Source organism: Flavobacterium sp. ASV13, from assembly GCF_000745775.1.
In the GTDB taxonomy this organism is placed as follows: domain Bacteria; phylum Bacteroidota; class Bacteroidia; order Flavobacteriales; family Flavobacteriaceae; genus Flavobacterium.
Map to the genome: position 1 here is coordinate 484,342 of NZ_JQJY01000001.1, position 21,540 is coordinate 505,881.

At 32.5% G+C, this 21,540-nt stretch carries 19 protein-coding genes; 5 read left to right on the forward strand and 14 right to left on the reverse strand.

Features of this window, described 5'->3' with window-relative positions; all coding sequences use genetic code 11:
• Positions 1-231: 231 nt before the first annotated feature.
• The 3 genes from GQ47_RS02145 to GQ47_RS02155 are packed head-to-tail and all read right to left on the reverse strand — an operon-like array spanning position 232 to position 2,428.
• Positions 232-702, reverse strand: coding sequence for a hypothetical protein (locus GQ47_RS02145; RefSeq protein WP_152560980.1), 471 nt, complete (start codon positions 700-702; stop codon positions 232-234).
• A 6-nt stretch (positions 703-708) separates the two neighbouring features.
• The gene (locus tag GQ47_RS02150) at positions 709-1,836 is read right to left on the reverse strand and encodes a hypothetical protein (RefSeq protein ID WP_035644261.1); all 1,128 of its coding nucleotides are present in this window, start codon (positions 1,834-1,836) and stop codon (positions 709-711) included.
• A gap of 37 nt (positions 1,837-1,873) precedes the next feature.
• The gene (locus tag GQ47_RS02155) at positions 1,874-2,428 is read right to left on the reverse strand and encodes a hypothetical protein (RefSeq protein WP_035644264.1); all 555 of its coding nucleotides are present in this window, start codon (positions 2,426-2,428) and stop codon (positions 1,874-1,876) included.
• 647 nt (positions 2,429-3,075) lie between these two features.
• Here GQ47_RS02155 and GQ47_RS02160 point away from each other — a divergent pair.
• Positions 3,076-3,864 carry a polysaccharide lyase gene (locus GQ47_RS02160; RefSeq protein WP_035644267.1) on the forward strand — a complete coding sequence of 263 codons (789 nt, stop codon included), beginning with the start codon at positions 3,076-3,078 and terminating at the stop codon, positions 3,862-3,864.
• A 95-nt stretch (positions 3,865-3,959) separates the two neighbouring features.
• On the opposite strand, the gene GQ47_RS02165 is transcribed toward GQ47_RS02160, so the two are convergent.
• The 4 genes from GQ47_RS02165 to GQ47_RS02180 all read right to left on the reverse strand — a co-directional run bounded on the left by GQ47_RS02165 (position 3,960) and on the right by GQ47_RS02180 (position 8,416).
• Positions 3,960-4,964 carry a VOC family protein gene (locus GQ47_RS02165; RefSeq protein WP_035644270.1) on the reverse strand — a complete coding sequence of 335 codons (1,005 nt, stop codon included), beginning with the start codon at positions 4,962-4,964 and terminating at the stop codon, positions 3,960-3,962.
• Between the two features lie 42 nt (positions 4,965-5,006).
• Positions 5,007-5,864, reverse strand: a complete 858-nt coding sequence (locus tag GQ47_RS02170) for an SDR family oxidoreductase (RefSeq protein WP_035644272.1) — start codon at positions 5,862-5,864, stop codon at positions 5,007-5,009.
• Positions 5,865-6,028: 164 nt separating this feature from the next.
• Complete coding sequence (locus GQ47_RS02175) at positions 6,029-6,607, reverse strand: Crp/Fnr family transcriptional regulator (protein ID WP_035644274.1); 579 nt, start codon at positions 6,605-6,607, stop codon at positions 6,029-6,031.
• An 84-nt stretch (positions 6,608-6,691) separates the two neighbouring features.
• The gene (locus tag GQ47_RS02180) at positions 6,692-8,416 is read right to left on the reverse strand and encodes a tetratricopeptide repeat protein (protein ID WP_035644275.1); all 1,725 of its coding nucleotides are present in this window, start codon (positions 8,414-8,416) and stop codon (positions 6,692-6,694) included.
• 205 nt (positions 8,417-8,621) lie between these two features.
• On the opposite strand from GQ47_RS02180, the gene GQ47_RS02185 reads away from it, so the two are divergent.
• On the forward strand, positions 8,622-10,229 hold the full coding sequence (locus tag GQ47_RS02185; protein WP_035644276.1) for a class I SAM-dependent methyltransferase: 1,608 nt from the start codon (positions 8,622-8,624) through the stop codon (positions 10,227-10,229).
• 76 nt (positions 10,230-10,305) lie between these two features.
• Here GQ47_RS02185 and GQ47_RS02190 read toward each other — a convergent pair whose 3' ends face one another.
• Positions 10,306-10,758, reverse strand: a complete 453-nt coding sequence (locus GQ47_RS02190) for a hypothetical protein (protein ID WP_035644277.1) — start codon at positions 10,756-10,758, stop codon at positions 10,306-10,308.
• 140 nt (positions 10,759-10,898) lie between these two features.
• Entirely contained in the window at positions 10,899-11,534 is a 636-nt protein-coding gene (locus tag GQ47_RS02195; protein ID WP_035645111.1) for a hypothetical protein, read from the reverse strand.
• A gap of 265 nt (positions 11,535-11,799) precedes the next feature.
• Between GQ47_RS02195 and GQ47_RS02200 the strand changes: the two genes are divergently transcribed.
• A complete protein-coding gene (locus GQ47_RS02200) occupies positions 11,800-12,597 on the forward strand; it encodes a polysaccharide deacetylase family protein (RefSeq protein WP_051951303.1) in 798 nt (265 codons plus the stop codon).
• A 230-nt stretch (positions 12,598-12,827) separates the two neighbouring features.
• Positions 12,828-13,607, forward strand: coding sequence for a bestrophin-like domain (locus GQ47_RS02205; RefSeq protein ID WP_035644281.1), 780 nt, complete (start codon positions 12,828-12,830; stop codon positions 13,605-13,607).
• Positions 13,608-13,684: 77 nt separating this feature from the next.
• Here the strand turns inward: GQ47_RS02205 and GQ47_RS02210 are convergent, their stop codons facing one another.
• Positions 13,685-16,087 (reverse strand): TonB-dependent receptor, encoded by a 2,403-nt coding sequence (locus GQ47_RS02210; protein ID WP_238567932.1) that lies wholly within the window; start codon positions 16,085-16,087, stop codon positions 13,685-13,687.
• A gap of 183 nt (positions 16,088-16,270) precedes the next feature.
• Here GQ47_RS02210 and GQ47_RS02215 point away from each other — a divergent pair, with 183 nt between their 5' ends.
• Entirely contained in the window at positions 16,271-17,455 is a 1,185-nt protein-coding gene (locus GQ47_RS02215) for a PepSY-associated TM helix domain-containing protein (protein WP_238567934.1), read from the forward strand.
• Positions 17,456-17,482: 27 nt separating this feature from the next.
• Here the strand turns inward: GQ47_RS02215 and GQ47_RS02220 are convergent, their stop codons facing one another.
• The 4 genes from GQ47_RS02220 to GQ47_RS02235 form a co-directional block, all read right to left on the reverse strand.
• Complete coding sequence (locus tag GQ47_RS02220) at positions 17,483-18,250, reverse strand: methyltransferase domain-containing protein (protein ID WP_035644284.1); 768 nt, start codon at positions 18,248-18,250, stop codon at positions 17,483-17,485.
• Positions 18,251-18,265: 15 nt separating this feature from the next.
• Positions 18,266-19,087, reverse strand: a complete 822-nt coding sequence (locus GQ47_RS02225) for a helix-turn-helix domain-containing protein (RefSeq protein WP_035644286.1) — start codon at positions 19,085-19,087, stop codon at positions 18,266-18,268.
• Positions 19,088-19,180: 93 nt separating this feature from the next.
• Positions 19,181-20,176, reverse strand: coding sequence for an SDR family NAD(P)-dependent oxidoreductase (locus GQ47_RS02230; RefSeq protein ID WP_035644288.1), 996 nt, complete (start codon positions 20,174-20,176; stop codon positions 19,181-19,183).
• Between the two features lie 127 nt (positions 20,177-20,303).
• Positions 20,304-21,494 carry a serine hydrolase domain-containing protein gene (locus tag GQ47_RS02235; RefSeq protein ID WP_035644291.1) on the reverse strand — a complete coding sequence of 397 codons (1,191 nt, stop codon included), beginning with the start codon at positions 21,492-21,494 and terminating at the stop codon, positions 20,304-20,306.
• Positions 21,495-21,540 lie beyond the last annotated feature (46 nt).

Here is a 21,540-nt window from a genome sequence, read left to right on the forward strand (position 1 = left end):
TAAAGTTACAAAGGAGAGAAAAGTAAGACGTATTTAATTTCAGGAGGATGTTACAAAATTTCCATTAAATTAATTTGGAAGATTATTATAAGAAATGGAGATTAAATAAAAAACGCTAAACCAAAGGTTTAGCGTTTTTTGCTTTTTTTAAAACTCTAAAATTTTAGATTAGAGTTCTTATTTATTTTCAATTAATTCAATACTTTGCTGCAACGATTTTATGGTTTTTATTTATTTCACTAAACCCAATAAAACATTCATTCTATCTATAAAATACTGGGCAGTTTTTATATAAAATATCCGTTGATCATCTACAAGATTTTTCTCTTTATCCCACACAAATTTTCCGGGATGTTTTTGTTGAAATTCTTTCATCAATTTAGCAATATACCAATACGATGATCTTTTCCATTCGCCCTCCGTAAGATCCATTTCTTTCATTTTTGCAGGAGTATTGCTTTTTTCAAGAACTTTCCTTACTGCAAAAAACACATCGGCCTGATAATCCTGCAGAACATGATAATATTCTTTACGGCAATCAAGTTCATGATCTGGATGTTCTTTTATGCATTGTTGCAAATCATTTTTAAACATTGCCAATGTATCACTATATCGAATATTTAAGTCTTGTGAAAAACAATTCAATATTGGAAAAAGCAAAAAGATTAAAATTTTAAAATTCATATTTTCTATAGCTATCACTAACTTTTAATAGTAAGAAATTTTACGGGTTATAAGGTTTGTATATTTTTTGCCATTAAAAAATGTATCCCAACTTTCGGTTTCCCAGTTACCAAATTTTTCATAAGTGAAATAACGTGGTCTTATTTTTTCCTTTTCGCCTTTCTTTTGGCTATAAATAAACCTGCCATTATTGTCATAAATGTAATTGATAACTACTTCTGGCTCTTTCTTATTTTTTCTCTTAATTTGATTTATCTTACCGTTTTTGTCATAACCAAAAGAACAGCTTTCTTTATCGCGATCCTGGTAATTCGTAACCCTTCCCGATTTATCATAATTTATAGTAAAATCGTATTTGACATCACTACTACTATTACTATAGAAAACTTTAACTCTATCTACAATATTTGAATTATTCAAATAATAAACCGACTTTGACATTAATTTTTTCTCATCTGTTCTATCTTTTAATTCCGTTTTTTGTTCTTTGGCATAATATCCTTTTTCTACAATAGAATCTTTGTAATTTTCATAAAAAATCTCCCTTCCGTCGAGAAGATCATCTGAATATCCCGATCTCTTTCTAATAGAATAATAATATTTTTTCTCTAATTGATTTGATTTTGAAAATTGATATTCAACAACTTTCCTAATAGCATTTACTCCGCCATCTCCATGAAGTATGGATGAATATAATTCTTTAACGATATTCCTGTTATGGTCAAAAAATATAGAATCAATGGAAGTGGAAAACACTCGATCTTTGTATTTTACAAGTGGCTCTTGCTTTATTACTATCAAATTCTCAAAATATTCGTATGATCTATTATTTTCATCCACATAATCCTTAAAGTGCGCAATTGTACCGTCTTGATTGAATTTGTAATAATATTCTATCGTACCATCTGTATTGGTGTCTATAGTTAACTCCTTAACGGGTTTATCTTTTCTTAACCCAAAATCATTAAACGTAAGATAGTATTCTTGCCTTTTATATTCATTTTCGACATTTGTATTGAAATACGTCGCAATACCTAACTCATATTCTGCCAGCGGAACGTCTTTATTTTTATCTAATTGCGGAGTGAAGTAAGTTTGAGCTGAAAGTTTGAAAAATAACAAACAAAAAATTGCAGTGTAGTTTTTTAGCATTTATGGAATTTTACGTAATAATTTAAGATATCGCTCCTTACTTTTTTTCAATTAATTCAATACTTTGTTCCAACGATTTTTCGGTTTGAATGATATCCAAAAGGATCATTTTTAAAGTCTGTTTTGAATTTTGATCCGTAGCATTTATGTTTGAATATATAAAACTCATTAAAAATTCACTTTTATTTTTCAGTGTTTCTTTTAATTCTTCAATGTTAGAAAGTGAAGCAACTTTTTTATAATCAATTAAATAAATTTTACTGTTAGATACCGATTTCCATGCATTAATTTTAATTTGCGGAATGTAGATTCCTTTCGATTTTTTTACAATATCTAAAATTGCTACATTTTTGCTTTTATAATAAAATTGTAATGAGTCAACTAAAGATTCTTGCTTGGGAATAATTGTCTGGATATCTTCTTTAGATTCCTTTAATTCACTATCAATAGTTGAAAATACTTGGTCAATATAAACCTTGTCTTTGTGCTCAGAATTCCAATTATCAATAAAAAGAGCTATTAAAATACCTGCAATTACTGGAATGATTTCTTTGATAAATTGAATCGTGTAGTTTTTAATTTTTTGCTTCATTAATTCTATTTTTGGATAGGCGGATATTGTTATTCTTTTACGGAATTCGGCGTTTTTTTTCTAAAAAAATAATGTTGTAGCTATACGCCGTAAAATGGTTTCGCTAATTTAATTAAATATTTGAATTAGTTGTTTAATCAATTTATTTTAATAAAATCTTGTAAATACTTCAAATCTTGATTTTAAAAATCTTGTATTTTCCCATATAATCCTTATTCTCTTTCCAAATTTGGAAAAAATAACATTATTGAATCAAAATTATAATTTACTGATTTTGAGACATTTTATATTTAGTTTAAAATTTTAACAAGTTTTTATTTATAAAAACAATCAATTTGAACGCAAAATCTGTACACTGGATTATTGTGTACGTAAAACCGTACTTTATTACTCCTTCTTAAAACAATAATTAATCATCTTTACACTATCAGTTGCAAACATAATAACAAGTACAATCTTAACATTAAAAATGCAACCATATAATTTTCAACACATTGAATAAATATACATAAAAAAAAGGTTTTTCAATTGCCTATCAATATGATGCAATTATGAGAATGAAAAAGCATGTATTTCAGTGTCAAATAAGTATGACTATCTATTATTTACTAACCATAAATTATTTACTAACCTTTAACCCTTAAAAAATGAAAAAAATCCTAAAATTAACAAGTTTACTATTTATTACAGCATTAGTATTTGCTTCCTGCGAAAAGGAACAAAATCTAAATGTGGCGGAATCTGCTATTAAAGATGAGCTGAAAATCGTCAACAATTCTGTTACCGCTAAAGCCGCAGCAGAAAACGTTGTCGCGCTGGCAGGTGGTGGCGCCGGAGCCAGAACAATCACATTAGGAACAAATACATTATCTTGTCCTGGTGGTTTATGTACATCTTTCGGTGTTTGGTCAACGGGCGTTTATACTGTTTGGTTCCAAATGAAATTTAATTCAGGCTTTTATTGGAGCCGAGGCGGAAAATGCGGATACGGTATCTTAATTGGTGATCAGAATACCGGTGGCGATCCAGGATGGGATGGAAATGGTGGTAGTGCAAGATTTATGTGGTATTGTCCAAACGGGTCAAATACTGCCAAAGGAAGCGGTGCTTATTTGCAACCATACGTTTATTATAGAGATCAGCCTGGACAATTTGGTAATGATTTTGGAAAAAAATATTACATTCAGGAAGGCGTGACATACAACTGTCAGATATCTGTTAAGTTAAACACTGGTTCAAATACAGACGGATACGTAAAATATTATGTAAATGGTACAGAAATCCTGAATCAAAAAATTCGTTGGGTGACTAATGATGCTAAGCGTAATGTCAATGCAGTTAGTTTACACACTTTCCGTGGTGGAAGTCAAGAATATTGGAAAGCTCCTGTAACAAGTTCTATTTACTATCCTAGTGCGTCTTGGGATGCGCAATAATAATTAATTACTTTAAAACAATCACTTTTTAGTAAATAAAACAGCCGCCCACAAAGGCGGCTTGTTTTTAAAACTGATAAAACGAATTAATCTAATTATTTCTGATCAACAAAAACGTACAACTTTTGTATTTTTCCGCTTTGAATTACAAACAAATCCATTCCGCTTACTACAGCTGGTTTTACTTTTGAACCAAACTGCCAATACAATCTAACTACATTGTGATTCGTTTCTACTGATTTTGCAGTAAATCTAAAATCAGGATTTTTACTCTGAAGTTCTACAATAAATTTACTGATATCCTCTGTTCCTTCGGCAATAAAATGATGGTCTACCATTTCTACATTCGGTGCATAAATTTCATTTAATAAAGCTTTACGTTTTGCTTCATCTTTTTCATTCCAAATTTTAAGATGATTCTCAACTATAACTGTATTCTTTTTGGCATCGAAATCATCTGCAGAAACTTTTTTAACTACATTATTCTTTGGCGACCATAATACCGTTTTTGGATGTGATTTTTCATATCCTTTTCCATTCGGATAAGAAACCAATTCCATTTTAGAACCCCATGGCGTTTCAAAATAAACCCAAGATTCTCCGGCTGTATCGCCAGATGGCGTTGTAAAAGGTTCTCCCAATATTTTTACACCTTTACTCTTTAAATATTGTACAGCAACATTAATATCATTCACATAAAATGCAATATGCGATGCTCCAATATCATCTGTATTTGGATGATTGATACTTCCTTTATTTTCGGCATATTCAAATACTTCTATGCTGGCTCCATTTCCTGCATTTATCATTTTAATGGTAACAGCACCCGTGTTAGGATTGATGTTATTTAATTTCTTCCAATCAGTGTCAAGCGGAATTGGTCCTAATTGTGTTACTGGTTTAAAACCAAGTACATCATCAAAAAATGTAACGGCTTTATTGAGATCCGGAACATTAATTCCGACATGATCTATTCCCACAATGTCTATATTTTTTTGAGCTATTGTTTTTTCTGAAGCCGAAAAAAGTATTAATACATTCAACATTGCTGCAGCTGAAGTCTGCACTTTTCTATTTGATATTTTATGATTTGTTTTCATTTTTATAAAACTCTTTTGAATAAATTATTTGATGTTTAAAAATTAATTAGTGTAAGCTGCTACCCATTTTGCTTTAATATTAGCACGGGCTTCAATAAATTCTTTGTCAGTTCCCTGAGCAATGGCGTCAAGTGGAAAACGAAGTGGTCGCTCCCCTTTTTTCATACTTACTAATTCTAAAATACCATCAGCAATAGTTTGCGGATTCATATCGAACTGAGCCATTTTACCAAATAATGCTGTACCTAATGCGTTGAATTTTTCTGATGCAGCTTCTCCATATTCTTCTATAATTTCAGCTTTATCTGCATGAATACCTGCTTTAGAACCGTTATTCATTTCGGTTGGATAAACTCCTGGCTGAATGCTTACATTTTCAATTCCGTAAGCTGCAAGTTCATCTTGCAAACCTTCTGTAAAACTTTCAACTACAAGTTTTGATGCGATATACGGAATCATAAAAGGAAGTGTATGTCCGCTTGCTCCAGTTGTAATGTTGATGACAAGTCCGTTTTTTTCTTTTCTCATAGAAGGAAGTACTGCCTGATACATACGAAGAACGCTGTAAACATTCACATCGAACATTTTACGAACCTGATCAATAGAATAACCTTCAAGCAAACCAAAACCACTTACTGCCGCGTTATTGATAAGAACATCAATTTTTCCGTATTTAATTAGGATTTTTTCGACAGCTTCACGAACCGATGCATCGTCTGTAATATCGATATCGACTACTTCAATGTTTTCTATTGCTTCCAGTTCTTTTGCCGGAATAGCATTTTTATCTTTTGTGTTGCGCATTCCTGCAATAACTGAATGACCAGCATTTGCTAATGTTACTGCTGTAAGTTTTCCAAAGCCTGTACTTGTTCCTGTAATAAAAATTGTTTTTGACATGATTTCTAATATTTAAATGTTTATAATGTTTGTTTCTTTTGAACATTACAAAGTTGCGCTTAATGCAAAACCTGCACATTGATTAGAAATAAGTAAAAACTTGATTTGGATCAAGAGTTTGGATTAGGCATAAAAAAAGGAGCTTTAAAAGCTCCTGATGTTATTTATTTTTTTGCCGTCTGTTTTCGAATGCGACTTAATGTTTCTGGCGTCATTCCAAGATAGGAAGCAATCATAGTTTGAGGAATTCGGGAAGCAAAGCCCGGATATTTATTTACAAAGTTCAGATACTTTTCTTCAGCAGTTAAGGTCAGCGAAGCCTGAATTCGGTTTTGAGCAGCAATAAAACTTCTTTGCAAAATCATGTTTACCATATTATTAAAAGCTGGGATTTCTCTGCAAAGCAATTCAAAATTTTCATGCGTAAAAAGCACAAGTTCTGTATCTTCAATGGCATCAATATTGAAACGGGACGGTTGCTGCATCATCAAACTTTCGCGATCTCCTGTCCACCAATTTTCAATACTGAAATTATTTACATGCTCACTTCCTTTTTCATCAACAGTATATGTTCTAACACAACCTTGAGTAATAAAAGCATCGTATTTCCAAACATCTCCTTCCTGAAGCAGATATTGTCTTTTACGAAGTTTTTTAATTATAGCAAATGATTGTATACGTTCTGATTCAGCCTCAGTGAATTCGGCTTTTTCTTCAATATATTTTTGGAATATTTCATACATAGAATGTAAAATTATACAAAAGACATTTGATGAACAAACTTTTCAAACGCTACATAACTATTAGAAATACAAAAACTATGTTGATTAATCCATAACAGAAGCCGATGATGTAATTTTAAAATCAGCATATCGCCATGAATTATCAAAAGCCGATTTAATTTTCAATGCCTCATTTTCTTTTTTCTGCTTTATTAAAGAATTATAAAGTCCAATTAAAGCGTAGCCGTTTTTTGTCCAGATTTGCAAATCTTTTTGATAGATTTTTTCTGCTTCGCTGTATTTTCCAGCTTTGATTAGCACCGCTCCTAAATAATGCCGTACCGAAAAAAACCAATCGGGCGGTTCATTATAATTAAGATGATCTTCAATAACAATTGCCTCATTTAATAGTGAGATAGCTTTGTTTGAATCATTTTTCTTTGAAGCAATTCCTGCAGCTAGAACTTTTGAAGCAATCTTCACAAGATCTTCAGTAGTATTAATATTCCAAATTGTAATATCTTTTAATACTGCATTTTTTGATAATTTATCAAGAACGATAAATTCCTTTTCAGCATTTTTTAAATCATTTTTACCCAGATACGCCATTCCTCTCGCATAATGCCAAACAGCTTCCGGATAAATTAGATCTTTGCCTGGTTTAGGAAGTGAAATTATTGTATCCCACATTGAAAATTTTACGGCAATATAATACGGAATAGTATAATAATGCTGCAAAGTCCCCCATCCCGGCTGACGCATTATTTCGACTGAAGTATGTTCTTGAAGTTTTTTTGCGGCATTCCAAGCCAATTTAGAATTCCCTTCCAAAGCTGCTGTTGCGGCTAAAAAATGATAATTATGCGGATAATATCCTAACGGATAAGCGCCTTGCGCGTGACATAATGTTGTATAAAGACTATCTACTTTTACCGCCTCAATATTTGAAAGTGAACCTTCATGATAATCTCCAGTGCGAATATATATGTGCGATGGCATGTGAATCAAATGTCCTGATCCGGGAACCAAAGTTTCAAGCAATTTGGCACTTTTCAAAGCCTTTTCAGGAGTTGCAGAAGCTTCAATAGCATGTACATAAAAATGATGAGCGCCAGGATGTTTCGGATTTTTAACCATTAGCTCTTCTAAAACTTTCACTATTTCAGGAGTCCACTCTTTTGCTACACCAGTGTTTTTATCATATAAATCCCAAGGATGAAGATTCATTAAGGATTCGGCATATAGCGCACCAATATCAGGATCTAAAGAGAATTTCACATACACTTTTTTCATCGCTGCTGCGTATGCAATATCCAATGGTTTTCGGTCCGAAGGAGGATTTGCAACATATCTCACCGTTAATGCGTCAATAAGTGCCTTTTCTTTTGGAGAACAATTTGCAGAAAGTTGCTTTGCTTTTTGGACCGCAGCATATGCCCGCTGAAAATTATCTTCTTCCATTCCGGCATTGTAGTTTGGACCCAAAACATAAGCAAATCCCCAAAATGCCATTGCACAATTGGAATCTAAACGTGAAGCTTCATAAAATGATCTTGCAGCTTCAGCATGATTGAAACCATACGCCAGCATCATTCCCTGATTAAAATACTGTTGAACTTCCTGATTATGGGTCGAAATTTTAAAATCAATACCGCCAAGACCTTTAAATTTCGGTGCTTTTTTATTAAGCGTATACCAATCTTTATCTGTTGTCTTTGGAACATAACACCCCTGATTAGACGTTATCGGAGTTGATTTCGTTTCAGCATTTTTATTTTTATTGCACGCAAAAAGCAAAAAAACAGCAAGAATTAAATAATAATGTTTCATCAAAAGAATATTTTATTTAATAAATCAGTGTCAAAAGCTCGTTAGAAAAGAAAATCGAGTTTTCTTAAACAAACTTACAAAAATTAAACTAAATAACTGTTTATCAAATCAATAGAGTTATGATGTTTAATTTACAACTACTACAAATCTTTTCAAATCAATATTAAAAAAATCACTATTTTTAACTAACCTTCATTTTTGTACTATGACAGATACATCTCAACTCCGAAGCTCCATTTTTAGACACCTTGACGGTTTAGCAGTTGCTCCGGTGGCAATAGCATTAAAGAAAAAAGAAGTTTTAGCACTCATTCTTGACAAAAAGCAAATACAACTGGCAGAACTTGCTACAATTTTTAAAGCAAATGAAGGCTATCTGAATGTCGGTTTAAGAATTCTGGCTTCACAAGGATTTTTAGAGTACGAGGTCAATAACAAAACACAGGAAATTACGATTTCTGTAAATGAAAAATCAGAAATTGCTTTTTCACTATTCTATCTTTATGAAGATGTTGTCGATTTGCTTCAATTTTCGGCACATTTTCATCCGCGTCTTTTTGAAGATGCACCTTTTGAAAAACTCGACAGTATTTTTGAAAAATATAAAAAAAATTATGAACTTAAATCTTCCGATAATAACTTTACGAACAATATTCAAAACCAAATTTTGAAACATATCGAAGGTTATTTAATCGGACCGACAATAGTACGCCTGGCGATGAAAGGAATGTTTCATAAATATTTTATGGAAACTTCTTTTAAACCAGAAGAGTTTCATAAATCTCCGGAAAATTTCAAAAAAATATTAGATTTCTTTGTCCATCTTGGTTGGTTTTTAGAAAAAAAAGGAAATTATCAATTTACAGATGTTGGTTTATTTTTCGCAAAAAGAGCCAGTGCTTATGGCGTTACGGTTTCTTACTTGCCCACTTTTGCCAAAATTGAAGAGCTAATCTTTGGCGATCCCGCAGTTTTAAGAATGATAGCCGATGGAGAAAACGAAATTCACGTGGACCGCGAAATGAATGTTTGGGGAAGCGGTGGTGCGCACGAAACTTATTTTAAAATTGTCGATGAGATTATAATCAAACTTTTCAATTTGCCTATTGAGGAACAACCAAAAGGCATTTTGGATATGGGTTGCGGAAATGGTGCTTTCCTTCAGCATATTTTTGAAGTAATTGACAGACAAACTTTAAGAGGAAAAATACTTGATGAATACCCATTATTTTTGGTTGGAGCTGATTATAACCAAGCTGCGCTGAAAGTAACCCGTGCCAATCTTATAAAAGCTGATATTTGGGCAAAAGTAATATGGGGCGATATTGGACGTCCGGATTTACTTTCAGATGATTTGAGAGAAAATTATAATATTGATTTGAAGGATTTACTAAACGTAAGAACATTTTTGGATCATAATCGCATTTGGGAAGATCCGAAAAACAGCAATAAAGAAAGAAATAGCAATTCTACTGGCGCATTTGCTTTTAGGGGAAAAAGACTCAGCAACAATCTGGTCGAAGATAATCTCTTGGAACATTTGCAAAAATGGTCGCCCTATGTGCGTAAATTTGGTTTGCTTTTAATTGAATTGCATACGATAAATCCAAAACTAACGGCCAATAATTTAGGAAAAACTGCTGCAACAGCTTATGATGCTACTCATGGTTTTTCTGATCAGTATATTGTTGAAATTGATGTTTTTAATAAAATCGCTGCTGAAGCTGGTTTGTTTCCAGATAAATCCTTCTTCAGACGATTCCCAGATGCTGACACCGCGACTGTTAGTATCAATTTGTTGAAAGGAAACTGAATTTCAAAGATTACTTAAAATAAAAAAACTCCAAAATCAAATGACTTTGGAGTTTTTTATATGATATCTCAAAATATTACATTTCGTTCAAGTCGTTGAATTCGTGTAAAGATTTTAATGTACTTTCGTAAAATAAGATAGCCGCGATAAGGTTTCCTTTATCAGAATATGGCATCATCTTTCTTTGAAACTCTACTGTCGTATCCAAGAAAGTTGTAGTTCCTAACGCTTGACCGTCTAAAACTTTTTTGTGCTCATTATCATCTGGAATACCTAAGTCTGCCATAGTAACACCTGGTTTAGTAACCAAAGCAATGTAAGGCAAAGTTTTTACCAATACTTTAATGCGCTCAATGTACAATTCTAAAAGCTCTCCTTTTTGCATACCGCTCAATTCTTTTTGATCGTGGTATTTACGGATTAGTGCTGTTGTACTGATAATACTTCTTGGAGCATTTTTTGCTTGTGCTGATACAGCTACAGTCGCCAAGAAGCAAAGGAAACTTAGTAAGAAAATCTTGCTCTTCATTTGTTAGTAGATTTGGTTAATTGTGATGGAAACAAAAATATATAAATTAACTTAAATTGCAACTTAATTAATTTCTTTTTTGCAATTAAATTTTTATTCTTAAAATATTGTAGCTAAAAAACTACAATTAATGTAATTTTTTATGATTTAATTATTCTGAAGCGTCCAGGATATTTTATCCAGATGCTTTTTTTATTGCCGTAATAATCCATATAGTCTTCGCAAACAAATACAGCATGCGCTGTAGACCATGCAACAACACCACAGAATTCACTTCCCGACTCTCTCTTTAGTTTTTCGATTTGCTTGCCTTTTTGAAATCCTAAATATTTGTAAATCGTTGGCGTATAAACTTCTCCGCTTTCTAAATCTTCTAATGCTCTGTCAAAAGTATCTTCTTTGTCTATAATTTGTTTGTACTTAGCCATAACTGCGTAAGTCAAAATTGCATACTCGATAATTTTTTCGTTTTCGCAATTGTCTTTAATACAAACAAAATCAGCAGATACTTTTGCTTTGCTTATTTCTTCACTATTAAGATGGAACGAATCGTTATTCTTTAGTGTTATCTTTTGTACATTATCATCTATTTTTTCAGTAACAAAAAGATTATCTAATCCATAAATATTAAGAGAAGCTTTAATAAATGCAATCGATGAGCAATTTGTACGTTCTCCTTGTTTAAAGCTTTCAAATATTTTATCTGAACTCAACTGTGCATAAGAATTTGAACAGACAAACACTAAAAATAAAAATATTGACGTATAAGATTTCATGCCTTTGGATTTTATAATTGTACCCCAACACATCTTTTGAAAATAATATTGGGTTTACAAATCTAAAAAAAATCAACTCATAGTCTCATTTACTTTTCAAATTTTATTAAAAATTATAAATTGTTTATCGGTTTCTTAAAAAAGAAAACTTAAAAGTTATGAAATTAATTTTTAAAAATTATCTTTATATCTACTCAAACAGAGCATGAAAAGGACAAAAAAAACAATAAAATTGCCGTTTAAGAACTAATCGAACTTTCTTTTTATGAAGAACTTATTTTCAAAAAAAATAGCACTAATCCTAATTGTTGCTATTGCCATTTTTGTTTTATTTTTTAAAATGTATTCAGAAGAAAAAACTTCTGCTGCAAAACCACCAAAAAAATCATATCCGCCCGGTGTTCTTTTTACTTTTGACGATGATTACATAGAAGATTGGTACCAAGCTGATCAATTACTACATCCTTATGGCTGGAAAGCAACTTTTTTTGTTTGCTGGTATGGAAGCTTAACTAAAGATCAAAAATCAAAACTGCATTTTTTACAAAACAGAGGACATGATATTGCCGGTCATGGTTATAATCATCTGAATGCGCTAAAATATTCAAAGGAATTTGGCATCGAAAAATACATTAATGATGACATTTTGCCCCTTAAAGCTGCGATGAAGAAAGATGGGTTTACTATACACTCTTTTGCGTATCCTGATGGAGCCCGAGATGCAGAATTAGATACTGAATTACTCAAACATTTTGATATCATTAGAGGTACAACTTATGAAGAAATTCGACCAGAATCTCAATTTTGCTATTATGAAGGCAACAGAGTCGTTTATGGTTTAGGAATTGATGACGATTACAAACAATTCAATATTCCGTATTATAAAACTCTAATAGATTATGCCAAAGCTCATAATAAAATAGTGATTTTTTATGGTCATAAAACTGTTTCGAACGCAGATGAAAAGTTAGAAACTCCGCTTTATGCATTGGAAGATCTTTGCAAATATGCCAAAAATAATGGTCTGAAATTTTACACTATTGATGATTTGGCTAAATTATAATTAAAGAAAACAGACAAATACAAGCTAAAATACTGATAATGAAATAAAAAAAGTAAATTCTATACTTTTGAAGCGAAATAAAGCAATATCTTTATGTTAATGTAAAAATAAAATACGCCCTAAACCTAACATATTCCACTATGCAATAAAATATTTTTTCTAAAAAAAAACTTAAGATCTCAAATAATAAGTATAATTCAAATTGTAAAATTAAAAATTTGATCAACTGTATGGAAACAAATACACTAAACCAGACGGATGCTGGCGTAATTGCACTTTTGCTTTTTATTTTAATGATTATTTCGAGTTTTATTGGTAAAAAAGTAGGGAACTATATTCGGAATAAAAGACCTCCCACAGAAAAATCTTCTGAAACTTCAACACTTGTAGCCTTGCTTTTTTTCTTATTGGCCTTCACTTTTGGCATGAGCAGCGACCGATATAATTCACGAAGACAAGTTGTTGTGGAAGAAGCAAATGATATTGGTACAGCTATACTGCGAAGTGATTTATATCCCGATTCAACAAGAGCTTTATTCCGAAAAGATTTTAAAGATTATGTTGAAGTCCGAATTTCCTATTATGAAACAGGACCAAATATAAAAGGAATTTTAAAAGCCGATAGTTTATCTCAGGTGATTTCAGCAAAGCTATGGAAAAGAGCAACAGATCTTTCCAAAGACCCAAATAATCTTGCCGCAACACAACAAATGATTCCGGCCTTAAATACCATGATTGATGTAACTACTACCCGCCTTTCCGGAGAAAAAGCAAAAGTTCCGCAAAGTATTTTAATAATGTTATTTTTTCTATCTATTATAACGGCATTTTACGGCGGCTATTCAGAAGGGCGTAATGGCAGAATCGATTGGCTGATACAAATTGGATTCTGTTTGTTAGTTTCATTGGTTGTATTGTTCACACTTGATTTAGACCGACCACGCAGAGGTTTTGTAAATCTGGATGCTCCCAACCAAACCATAATCGACTTAAGGAAAAATTTTGAGTGATTAAAAAAGTAATTCAATAAAAAAGGGATGATTTCAATTAGTTGAAATCATCCCTTTTTATTTTATAAAATTCTATACTAGAATTTAAACGTCACATTTGCTGTTACACGTGTTGGATTTTGAGCTGCAAGTCGGTATGACCAATATTTTTCATTTGTCAAGTTGTCTACTTTCAAACCAATTCTATATTTTGGCTGATCATAAAAAAGAGAAGCATCCAAAACTGTATATGACGGAATTGAGAATTTGAAAGTCGTTGTATTAGTCTGATAATATTCACTTCCGTAAATTCCACCAAAACCAATTCCTAAACCTTGTGCGCGTCCTGTAACAACTCTATAACTTGCCCATAAATTTGCTGTTCTTGGCGATCCTGCTGTACTTGGTCGTAAACCTTGAACACTAGCATTACTCTTTTCGTATTTACTGTCATTATAAGTATAACCAGCGACAATATTTAATCCCGAAATTGGATTGGCAATCAGCTCCGCTTCAAAACCTTTACTAACCTGCGTTCCATCCTGAATTGTATAATTAATATGATCCGGATCATCACGTGTTATATTAGTCACAGCAATATCATAATAACTAAGTGTTGCCGATATTTTAGGAAGATCAAATTTAAAACCACCTTCCCATTGATTCGCTTGATTTGGCTTAAAAGTATTTCCGTAAAAATCAGAACCAGAAACATTACTGAAACCATTCATATAATTACCAAAAGCTGCCACTTTATCTTTTACAAGTTGGTAAACTACTCCAAATTTTGGAGATACTGCCGTTTGGTTATAATTTCCTGCAATAGAATCTTTACTAGGATAATAAGTACCATGATTCTCATATTTATCAATACGAACACCACCCATTACTAATAATTTATCTGTTACATTTAAAACATCAGAAACATAAGCGCTATATGTATCTTCGTCATTAGATACAAAATTTGCATAAGTGGCATTGGCAAACATTGGTTCCACTTTTTGAAGAGTAAAATTATCGTAAGCTGCACCTGGCTTCTTGTAATCCATCGCTGGCATATTCACTGTCGCATCATTTCTCGTAGCGCGCAGACTGTAAAAATCCAAACCTGCTACAACTCTGTTTTTAAGTTTGCCAATATTAAATTTTCCAATAAAATTTTGCTGAATATCAGTTCCGTAAAATGGTGAATCCTGGTTAGTAACCTGTTGTCTTAATGTTGTTGCCGATCTCATTTGTAAAGCCACAACATAACCCTCAGACGAAGATCTTGTTCTTGACAAAATAGTTTGAGAAGTCCATTCATCAGACATTTTATATTTTAACTGCGTAAAAATATTGTATTGCTGACTCGTATAATTGATCGTATTATTAGCAAAAGATAATTTATAAGGAATATCAAGTGCTTCAATACTACTTTGTGTGTTAGCCACTACAAAAGGAGCAAGTCTCGTTGGTGAAGTTGCTTTGTACAAACTAAATTCAATATCAATTAAAAGATCTAGCCTGTCATTAATTTTGTATGAAAAACTTGGTGCAATTGAGAAGTTTCTGTTAAAACCAGCGTCTTGGAAACTTCTTTCACTATGAAGCGCCGTATTGATTCTCAACAAAGCTGTTTTATCTTGATTAATTGGTGTATTTACATCAAAAGTCAGTCGGTTTAAGTCCCAGCTGGCCGCTGAATAGGAAACTTCACCTTTGAAAGTATTAAAAGGTTTTTTAGTAACACGGTTAAACAAACCTCCGAATGATGATAATGTACTTCCGAAAAGTGTTGCTGAAGGCCCTTTAATTACTTCGATGCGTTCTAAATTTGAAGGATCAATTGTCGTGTAAGTAAAACTTCCAACACCGTTTCTAACTACTTGCGGAGTAGGAAAACCACGAGACATTGAAGTTGTTCGTCCCTGATTTCTAACCTCTGCAATACCTGCTCCGGGAACGTTTTTAAAAGCGCTGTTGTAATCTGTTACTACTTGCTCTTTCATTAATTCCTTGCTTACTACAATATAAACCTGAGAGTTTTCAATGTTTTTCAAAGGCATTTTGGCAACATCAAAACTTTCCTTTTTAGCAAATCGGTTTCCTCCTGTACGGATTACGACATCATCTAAATTTTCAATTGATGAATTTACTTTGATATCAACTGAGATTGATGGAATTTGTTCTGTAAGTTCAGCAGTTTCAAGTGAAGATTCATAGCCAGACATGGTAACTTCCAGCGTATACTTTCCAAAAGGAACTTTTTTAAACTCATAATTACCCGCCGAATTGGTAACCGCTGTTTTATTGATTTCAACCAATTTTACCAAAACGCCCTGACCGGCATTTCCTTCATTTGTAATTACACTTCCTGAGATTTGTCCTGTTTGAGCTTGAGCAAATCCAAAACTAAAAAACAAAGCAATTAATAAAACTGTTGAGCTGCTTACTAAACCTGATATTTTTAAACTGGAAGATTTTATAAAAGAGGAAATTAAATGTAAAGATACCTTCATACTGTTCTTATTTATACTTATTCTAAATATGGCACAAATGAACAATATTTATTTCAATCTATCAACTGTAAAACATTATTTTTTCAGAAAAAAAACATTAAAAATAAGCGTAGTAAAAACACTAAACCAAATCCTTGAAAAGCGCTAATTATTATTTGGACTGTTTCTAAAATACAGCTATATTTGCGCGCACAGCCCAGAATTCTCAATAAATACATTTCAATTATGATTTCAGTTCCGAGTCTAAAACAGATTAAAAACATAGCGCGTCAAGTTCATTTATGGCTTGGACTTGCCACCGGAATTATTGTTTTCATAATAAGTATAACAGGCTGTATTTATGTTTTTGAAGAAGAAATAAGAGACTTTTCAAAAGACGAAAAATTATATGTTTCAATTCAGGAAAAACCTTTTGTTGGACTTGAAAAAATTGTCAACAGTTTTCAGAAGGAATTTCCAAAAGACAAAATCACTTCCATAAAAATAAACCAGCAAACTCCAAATGCCGCTGTAGAACTTTCGACAAAAAAGAAAACCTACTATTTTAATCCTTATAACGGTACTTTGATAGGTAATGAAAAACAAGATTGGCTTACTGTTGTGAGAAAGCTTCATACTGAACTGCTTTTAGGTGAAACAGGCAGTTTTATACAGCGTTGGGCAGTTGTAATTTTTGCCTTGATGCTAATAACCGGATTAATTTTATGGTTTCCGCAACAAATGAGATCTTTAAAACAATCTTTAACCATCAAATGGAAAGGTACTTTTAAACGTGTTAATTATGATTTGCACAATGTCTTAGGATTTTATGCTTCCTTTTTTCTAATTGTGATTGTCTTTACGGGTTTATTTTTTGCTTTTAAAGAAGTTAAAAATGCGGCTGCTTTTGTAACAGGAACGGAACTTACTGAAGGAATAAAAGTAAAATCGGAAAACATAATTACGAAAGAATCTTTAGCAGCACGTTACGACCGAATTTACAAAACGATAAATCAGAAATATCCAAGTGCAAATACCGCAACGTTTTCAATAAAAAAGGACAAAGATGTAAGATTAAGAATGACTTATCCGTACAAATGGTCCCGAAATCAAAATACATTTTTCTTTGATGCCAAAACTGGGCAACTGCTTCGTTACAAATTATATAAAGATTTCAATGCCGCTGATATTATAGAAGCATCAAATTACGAAGTTCACACGGGAAGATTCTTTGGGTTATTTGGCAAAATCATTGCTTTTTTTGCTAGTTTAATTGCTGCAAGTTTACCCATTACAGGATTTATTATTTGGCTTAAAAAGAAGAAAAAAGCAAAGAAAAAATCTCCTGTAAAAACTGTAAATAAAAAATTAAATAAGGCAATCGCTTAAAGATTATCTTATTCTGTTTTAGTATTTTTAAGCTTTAATTCCATAAAGAAAAATTCTTTTAAAAGCATAAATAGCAGGAAGTTTAGGAAAACTCTCCTCTATTCTCTTTTTATATTCAATAACAAAAAGCTTCTTCTGATCTTCTTCAAGAAGTTCCATATACGGAATCAACGCTGAACCAGAAATAAAGTCAAAAAGTGCGTCGTGATCTTGAGCAATTATTGGATATACTTTTGTCATAATTTGAATATCTTCAAGTCCACCATCAAATAATATTTGAGCATATTGATCCATGCTTAAAACAGGAGAATCTCTTTTCCAGTCTTTAAGATAGCTTTTAAACGGTTCGTCACTTACAAGCTGATGCAAAATTTGATTCAGCTTATTTTCATTCTGAACCGGCATTTGTACAGCAAACTGTCCGCCCGAATTAAGTAAATTAACCAACTTTGAAAACAATTCTTCATGATTGTCAGACCATTGCAAAGCTGCATTACTAAAAATTAAATCCCATTTTTTATCTGAATTTGCAATTCCTTCGTTAGTAGATTGTTCAAAATGAAGATTTTCTGTCACATATTCCTTTGATTTTGCTAGCATTTCTGCTGAAGAATCGACGCCTAAAAAATCAATCTGCTTGAATTTTTCGGCTAAAAAAATAGACTGTTCCCCTGTTCCACAACCTAAATCAATTGCTTTTCCGGATTCTACAGGTTTTATAAGTTCCATTAGATCAACAAATGGCTTAAACCGAATGTCTTTGAATTTATTATATATTTCAGGATTCCAAGGCATGTTTATTTCTTTTTACTAATTGTTAGTATTTACTTTATTCAATAAATCTGTTGGCGCATAACCAAATCTCTTTTTAAATGCAGCAGAAAAATGTGAAAGATTTTCAAAACCAGTTTCGTAACAAACGTCAATTGGTTTCTTTCTTTTTTCAGCAAATTGATAATGTGCCAATTCTAATCTTTTCTTTGTAAGCCATCGCTGTGGTGTAGTGTCAAACGTTTTGCTGAAATCTCTTTTGAATGTAGTCAAACTTCTGCCCGTCAAATAACTGAATTTTTCCAAGGGCAAATTGAACATAAAATTCTTCTCCATATATCCTGCCAAATCAATTTTACCGGGTTCTTCAAAATTAGCCAGTACATTGTCTATGTCTTTATTAATTGTTCTGAGAATCGTAATGGCTTCTGTAATCTTTAGAGAAGCAATATCACTTGGAAGCTCTTCCATATCAAAATATGGAATCAATGATGCCAGACAGCTTTCCAACAAAGGATGATTATTGAAACTGTATATTTTTTGTGATTCTAATGGTTTTGGTTTTAAATCCAATTTAGCATAAAATTCACGCAGTTTTCCTACTGATAAATGCATCACAACCGTTTTATGCGGCTGTCCATCTTTAGGATAATTGATAATCGTTGCCAGTTGATTTCTTGGTATCAAAAAAATATCTCCTTTTTTAAAAACATAAGTGGCATCGGCCTGCACAATTTTTGTTTCACCCGAAATAAACCATATCAACATATGATGCTCAAACATAATGTCTGATTTGAAAAATGCATCTTCATATCGGGAAAGTTTTATGTCTTCGGTGATGTATTTTGCTTCGTAATTCATTGTATTTCTTTCTGATAAAAAAACACTGCTTTTATTTTTTAATCTTTATTCTTCTAAAGATATTAAAAAATAAAAAAGCAGTGTTGATTTTGTTTACTTAATATTGAATTTAATGCCTGTGATTTCTTCGCTAAAAGTCCATAATCGGCTGGCATTCGCCTGATCTAATGAATACAATTTAACACCTTTTTCAATAGTATCTCCATTAGCAATTGTCGCAATTTCTGAATCTTCACAATAAACACCACCTATATCATTCAATTTTGGACTCACAGCGCACCAAACTGTTGTTGCAGCGCCTTGAGGTATTGTTTTAAGAGAAGCTGCAACTTCTGGCTTTATATTGCCTTTTGCATCACAAAGACCCATTTTAATGAATAATTCCAATGGCGCTTCTCGGGCTAATTCGGTTCCTCCAATAGAACCTGGATGCAATGAGTAAGCTCGCACTTTATATTCTTTTGCTCTTTGATCTAATTCTAAAGCAAATAAATTGCTCGCGGTTTTTGACTGACCGTAAGCTTGTAGTGTTTCATATTCACGATTAAAAAAATTAGGATCATCAAAATTAAAATCCCCAAACTGATGTCCTTGCGAAGATACATTTACCACTCTTGCGCCATTCGCTTTTTTTAAAGCCGGCCATAATCTGGCGGTAAGCTGAAATTGAGACAAATAATTAGTAGCCAATTGTGATTCGACACCATTGCTTGTTCTGCGGAGCGGTACCCACATTATACCAGCATTGTTAATCAGCAAATGAAGCGGTCTGTCCGAATCCAAAAATTTTTCGGCAAACGCGTCAATAGATTTTGGTTCAGATAAATCCAACGCTTCGACTTCTGTGTTTTCAATCCCTACCAGATTTCTGTTTGCTTTTTCAACATCTCTTGCTGCAACAATAACTGTTGCACCTGCTCCTGCCAGCGCTTTTACTGTTTCGAGTCCAATTCCTGTGTTTCCGCCTGTTACGATTGCGTTTTTTCCTGTAAGGTCAATGCCTTTTATTACATCATTTGCTGTTGATGCAGCATTAAATCCAGAATTAACTGTTTTTTGCTGTGCTCCTTGATAATTGTTTTGTTCCATTGTTAGAAAATTTTTAATCATTCTTAATGGAACAAAGGTATTGCTGATTCACAGCCTCAATTTTGTTCAAACGTCCGAATGTACTTTGTTTAAACGTCCATAATATTTATGCAGCAAAAACGGTAAATTACAATCCTTTTTTAGCATCATAAGGAATATATTGATCCCATTCCCATGGCGTATAGATATCTGCAATTCCTATTTCCAACAAATATTTTATTATCCCGCTAGTAGGGTAACTGTTAGACATTATGAGCATTCCAATTCCTTTTTCAGGATACACAATACTGTAATTCTGAAAACCAGAGCCCTGACCTTCTTTAAAAGCGCCAACTCCGTATGGAGATTTTAAAACGCCCCATCCAAGTCCGTAAGAAAGTTCAATTCCGTCATTCCAGTTTCCATCTTCCAAAGCTCCTGGGCCGAATTGGTTTTTAGAATGAATCCGAATCTGTGGACTGAACATTTCTTTATATGATTTTGCTTTCAGAATCTTTTTGTTCAAAACCGCGGCGATAAACTTGCTGTAATCTTCAAAAGTAGTTTCAAGTGTTCCCGCTCCTCTTGGTGCGTTATCTTTATCTTTTTCTTGTTTTTTCCCTTCTGTATCATATCCATACGCAAAATCTTTTTCAAATTGCGGTTGCCATTTATAACTGGAAGAAGCCATACCAAGAGGTTTAAATATTTTTTCCTGAGCTAATTCTTCTAAAGGTTTTCCAGTAATTTTTTCAATTACAACCTGAAGATACGTCAAACCTTCTCCTGAATAACTGTATCGCGTTCCAGGTTCAAATTTTACTCGCAGCTTTTCATCAGATTCAAACCAGCGCCAATTTGGAAATCCGGCTGTATGATCTAGACACATTCTGGCTGTTATTTTTGTGTATTGAGGACTGTCTTTCAAATCTTTATAATCTTCATGCCAAACCTTATGTTCGTACTCATAAATTGGTTTTGGAAGATAACTTTGAAGTGGTTTATCCAAATCTAAAACTCCTTCTTCAACAAGTTTTAAAACCAAAACGGCAAAAACAGCTTTGCTTAGTGAAGCTCCATACAAATTGGTCTGTAATTGCAATTGCTTTTTATTCTCGACATCGCTGTAGCCAAAAGTTTTGATGTAAACAGTTTTTTTTGAATTAAAAACGGCAACACCTAAACCTTTGACGTCGCCGTTTTTAATTAACTGTTCAATTTTTTTGGTCAGACTATCGGAAGAAATAGTACTCCCATCTAACTTCTTTATTAAAACAGAATTTTGTGCCGTACTTCCAAAAATACCGGCGAAAAAAATAATCAATAACAGTTTTCTCATTTTAAAGTTTATTAAATTATTTATAGTTTTTGAATTTATTCACTTT

Excerpts from the sequence above, each read along its gene's own strand:
- GQ47_RS02210 (WP_238567932.1), bottom strand. The coding sequence starts at position 16,087 with ATGAAGGTATCTTTACATTTAATTTCCTCTTTTATAAAATCTTCCAGT.
- GQ47_RS02195 (WP_035645111.1), bottom strand. The coding sequence starts at position 11,534 with ATGAAATCTTATACGTCAATATTTTTATTTTTAGTGTTTGTCTGTTCA.
- GQ47_RS02220 (WP_035644284.1), bottom strand. The coding sequence starts at position 18,250 with ATGCCTTGGAATCCTGAAATATATAATAAATTCAAAGACATTCGGTTT.
- GQ47_RS02200 (WP_051951303.1), top strand. The coding sequence starts at position 11,800 with ATGAAGAACTTATTTTCAAAAAAAATAGCACTAATCCTAATTGTTGCT.
- GQ47_RS02175 (WP_035644274.1), bottom strand. The coding sequence starts at position 6,607 with ATGTATGAAATATTCCAAAAATATATTGAAGAAAAAGCCGAATTCACT.
- GQ47_RS02205 (WP_035644281.1), top strand. The coding sequence starts at position 12,828 with ATGGAAACAAATACACTAAACCAGACGGATGCTGGCGTAATTGCACTT.
- GQ47_RS02190 (WP_035644277.1), bottom strand. The coding sequence starts at position 10,758 with ATGAAGAGCAAGATTTTCTTACTAAGTTTCCTTTGCTTCTTGGCGACT.
- GQ47_RS02180 (WP_035644275.1), bottom strand. The coding sequence starts at position 8,416 with ATGAAACATTATTATTTAATTCTTGCTGTTTTTTTGCTTTTTGCGTGC.
- GQ47_RS02160 (WP_035644267.1), top strand. The coding sequence starts at position 3,076 with ATGAAAAAAATCCTAAAATTAACAAGTTTACTATTTATTACAGCATTA.
- GQ47_RS02150 (WP_035644261.1), bottom strand. The coding sequence starts at position 1,836 with ATGCTAAAAAACTACACTGCAATTTTTTGTTTGTTATTTTTCAAACTT.
- GQ47_RS02170 (WP_035644272.1), bottom strand. The coding sequence starts at position 5,864 with ATGTCAAAAACAATTTTTATTACAGGAACAAGTACAGGCTTTGGAAAA.
- GQ47_RS02185 (WP_035644276.1), top strand. The coding sequence starts at position 8,622 with ATGACAGATACATCTCAACTCCGAAGCTCCATTTTTAGACACCTTGAC.
- GQ47_RS02230 (WP_035644288.1), bottom strand. The coding sequence starts at position 20,176 with ATGGAACAAAACAATTATCAAGGAGCACAGCAAAAAACAGTTAATTCT.
- GQ47_RS02155 (WP_035644264.1), bottom strand. The coding sequence starts at position 2,428 with ATGAAGCAAAAAATTAAAAACTACACGATTCAATTTATCAAAGAAATC.
- GQ47_RS02225 (WP_035644286.1), bottom strand. The coding sequence starts at position 19,087 with ATGAATTACGAAGCAAAATACATCACCGAAGACATAAAACTTTCCCGA.
- GQ47_RS02165 (WP_035644270.1), bottom strand. The coding sequence starts at position 4,964 with ATGAAAACAAATCATAAAATATCAAATAGAAAAGTGCAGACTTCAGCT.
- GQ47_RS02235 (WP_035644291.1), bottom strand. The coding sequence starts at position 21,494 with ATGAGAAAACTGTTATTGATTATTTTTTTCGCCGGTATTTTTGGAAGT.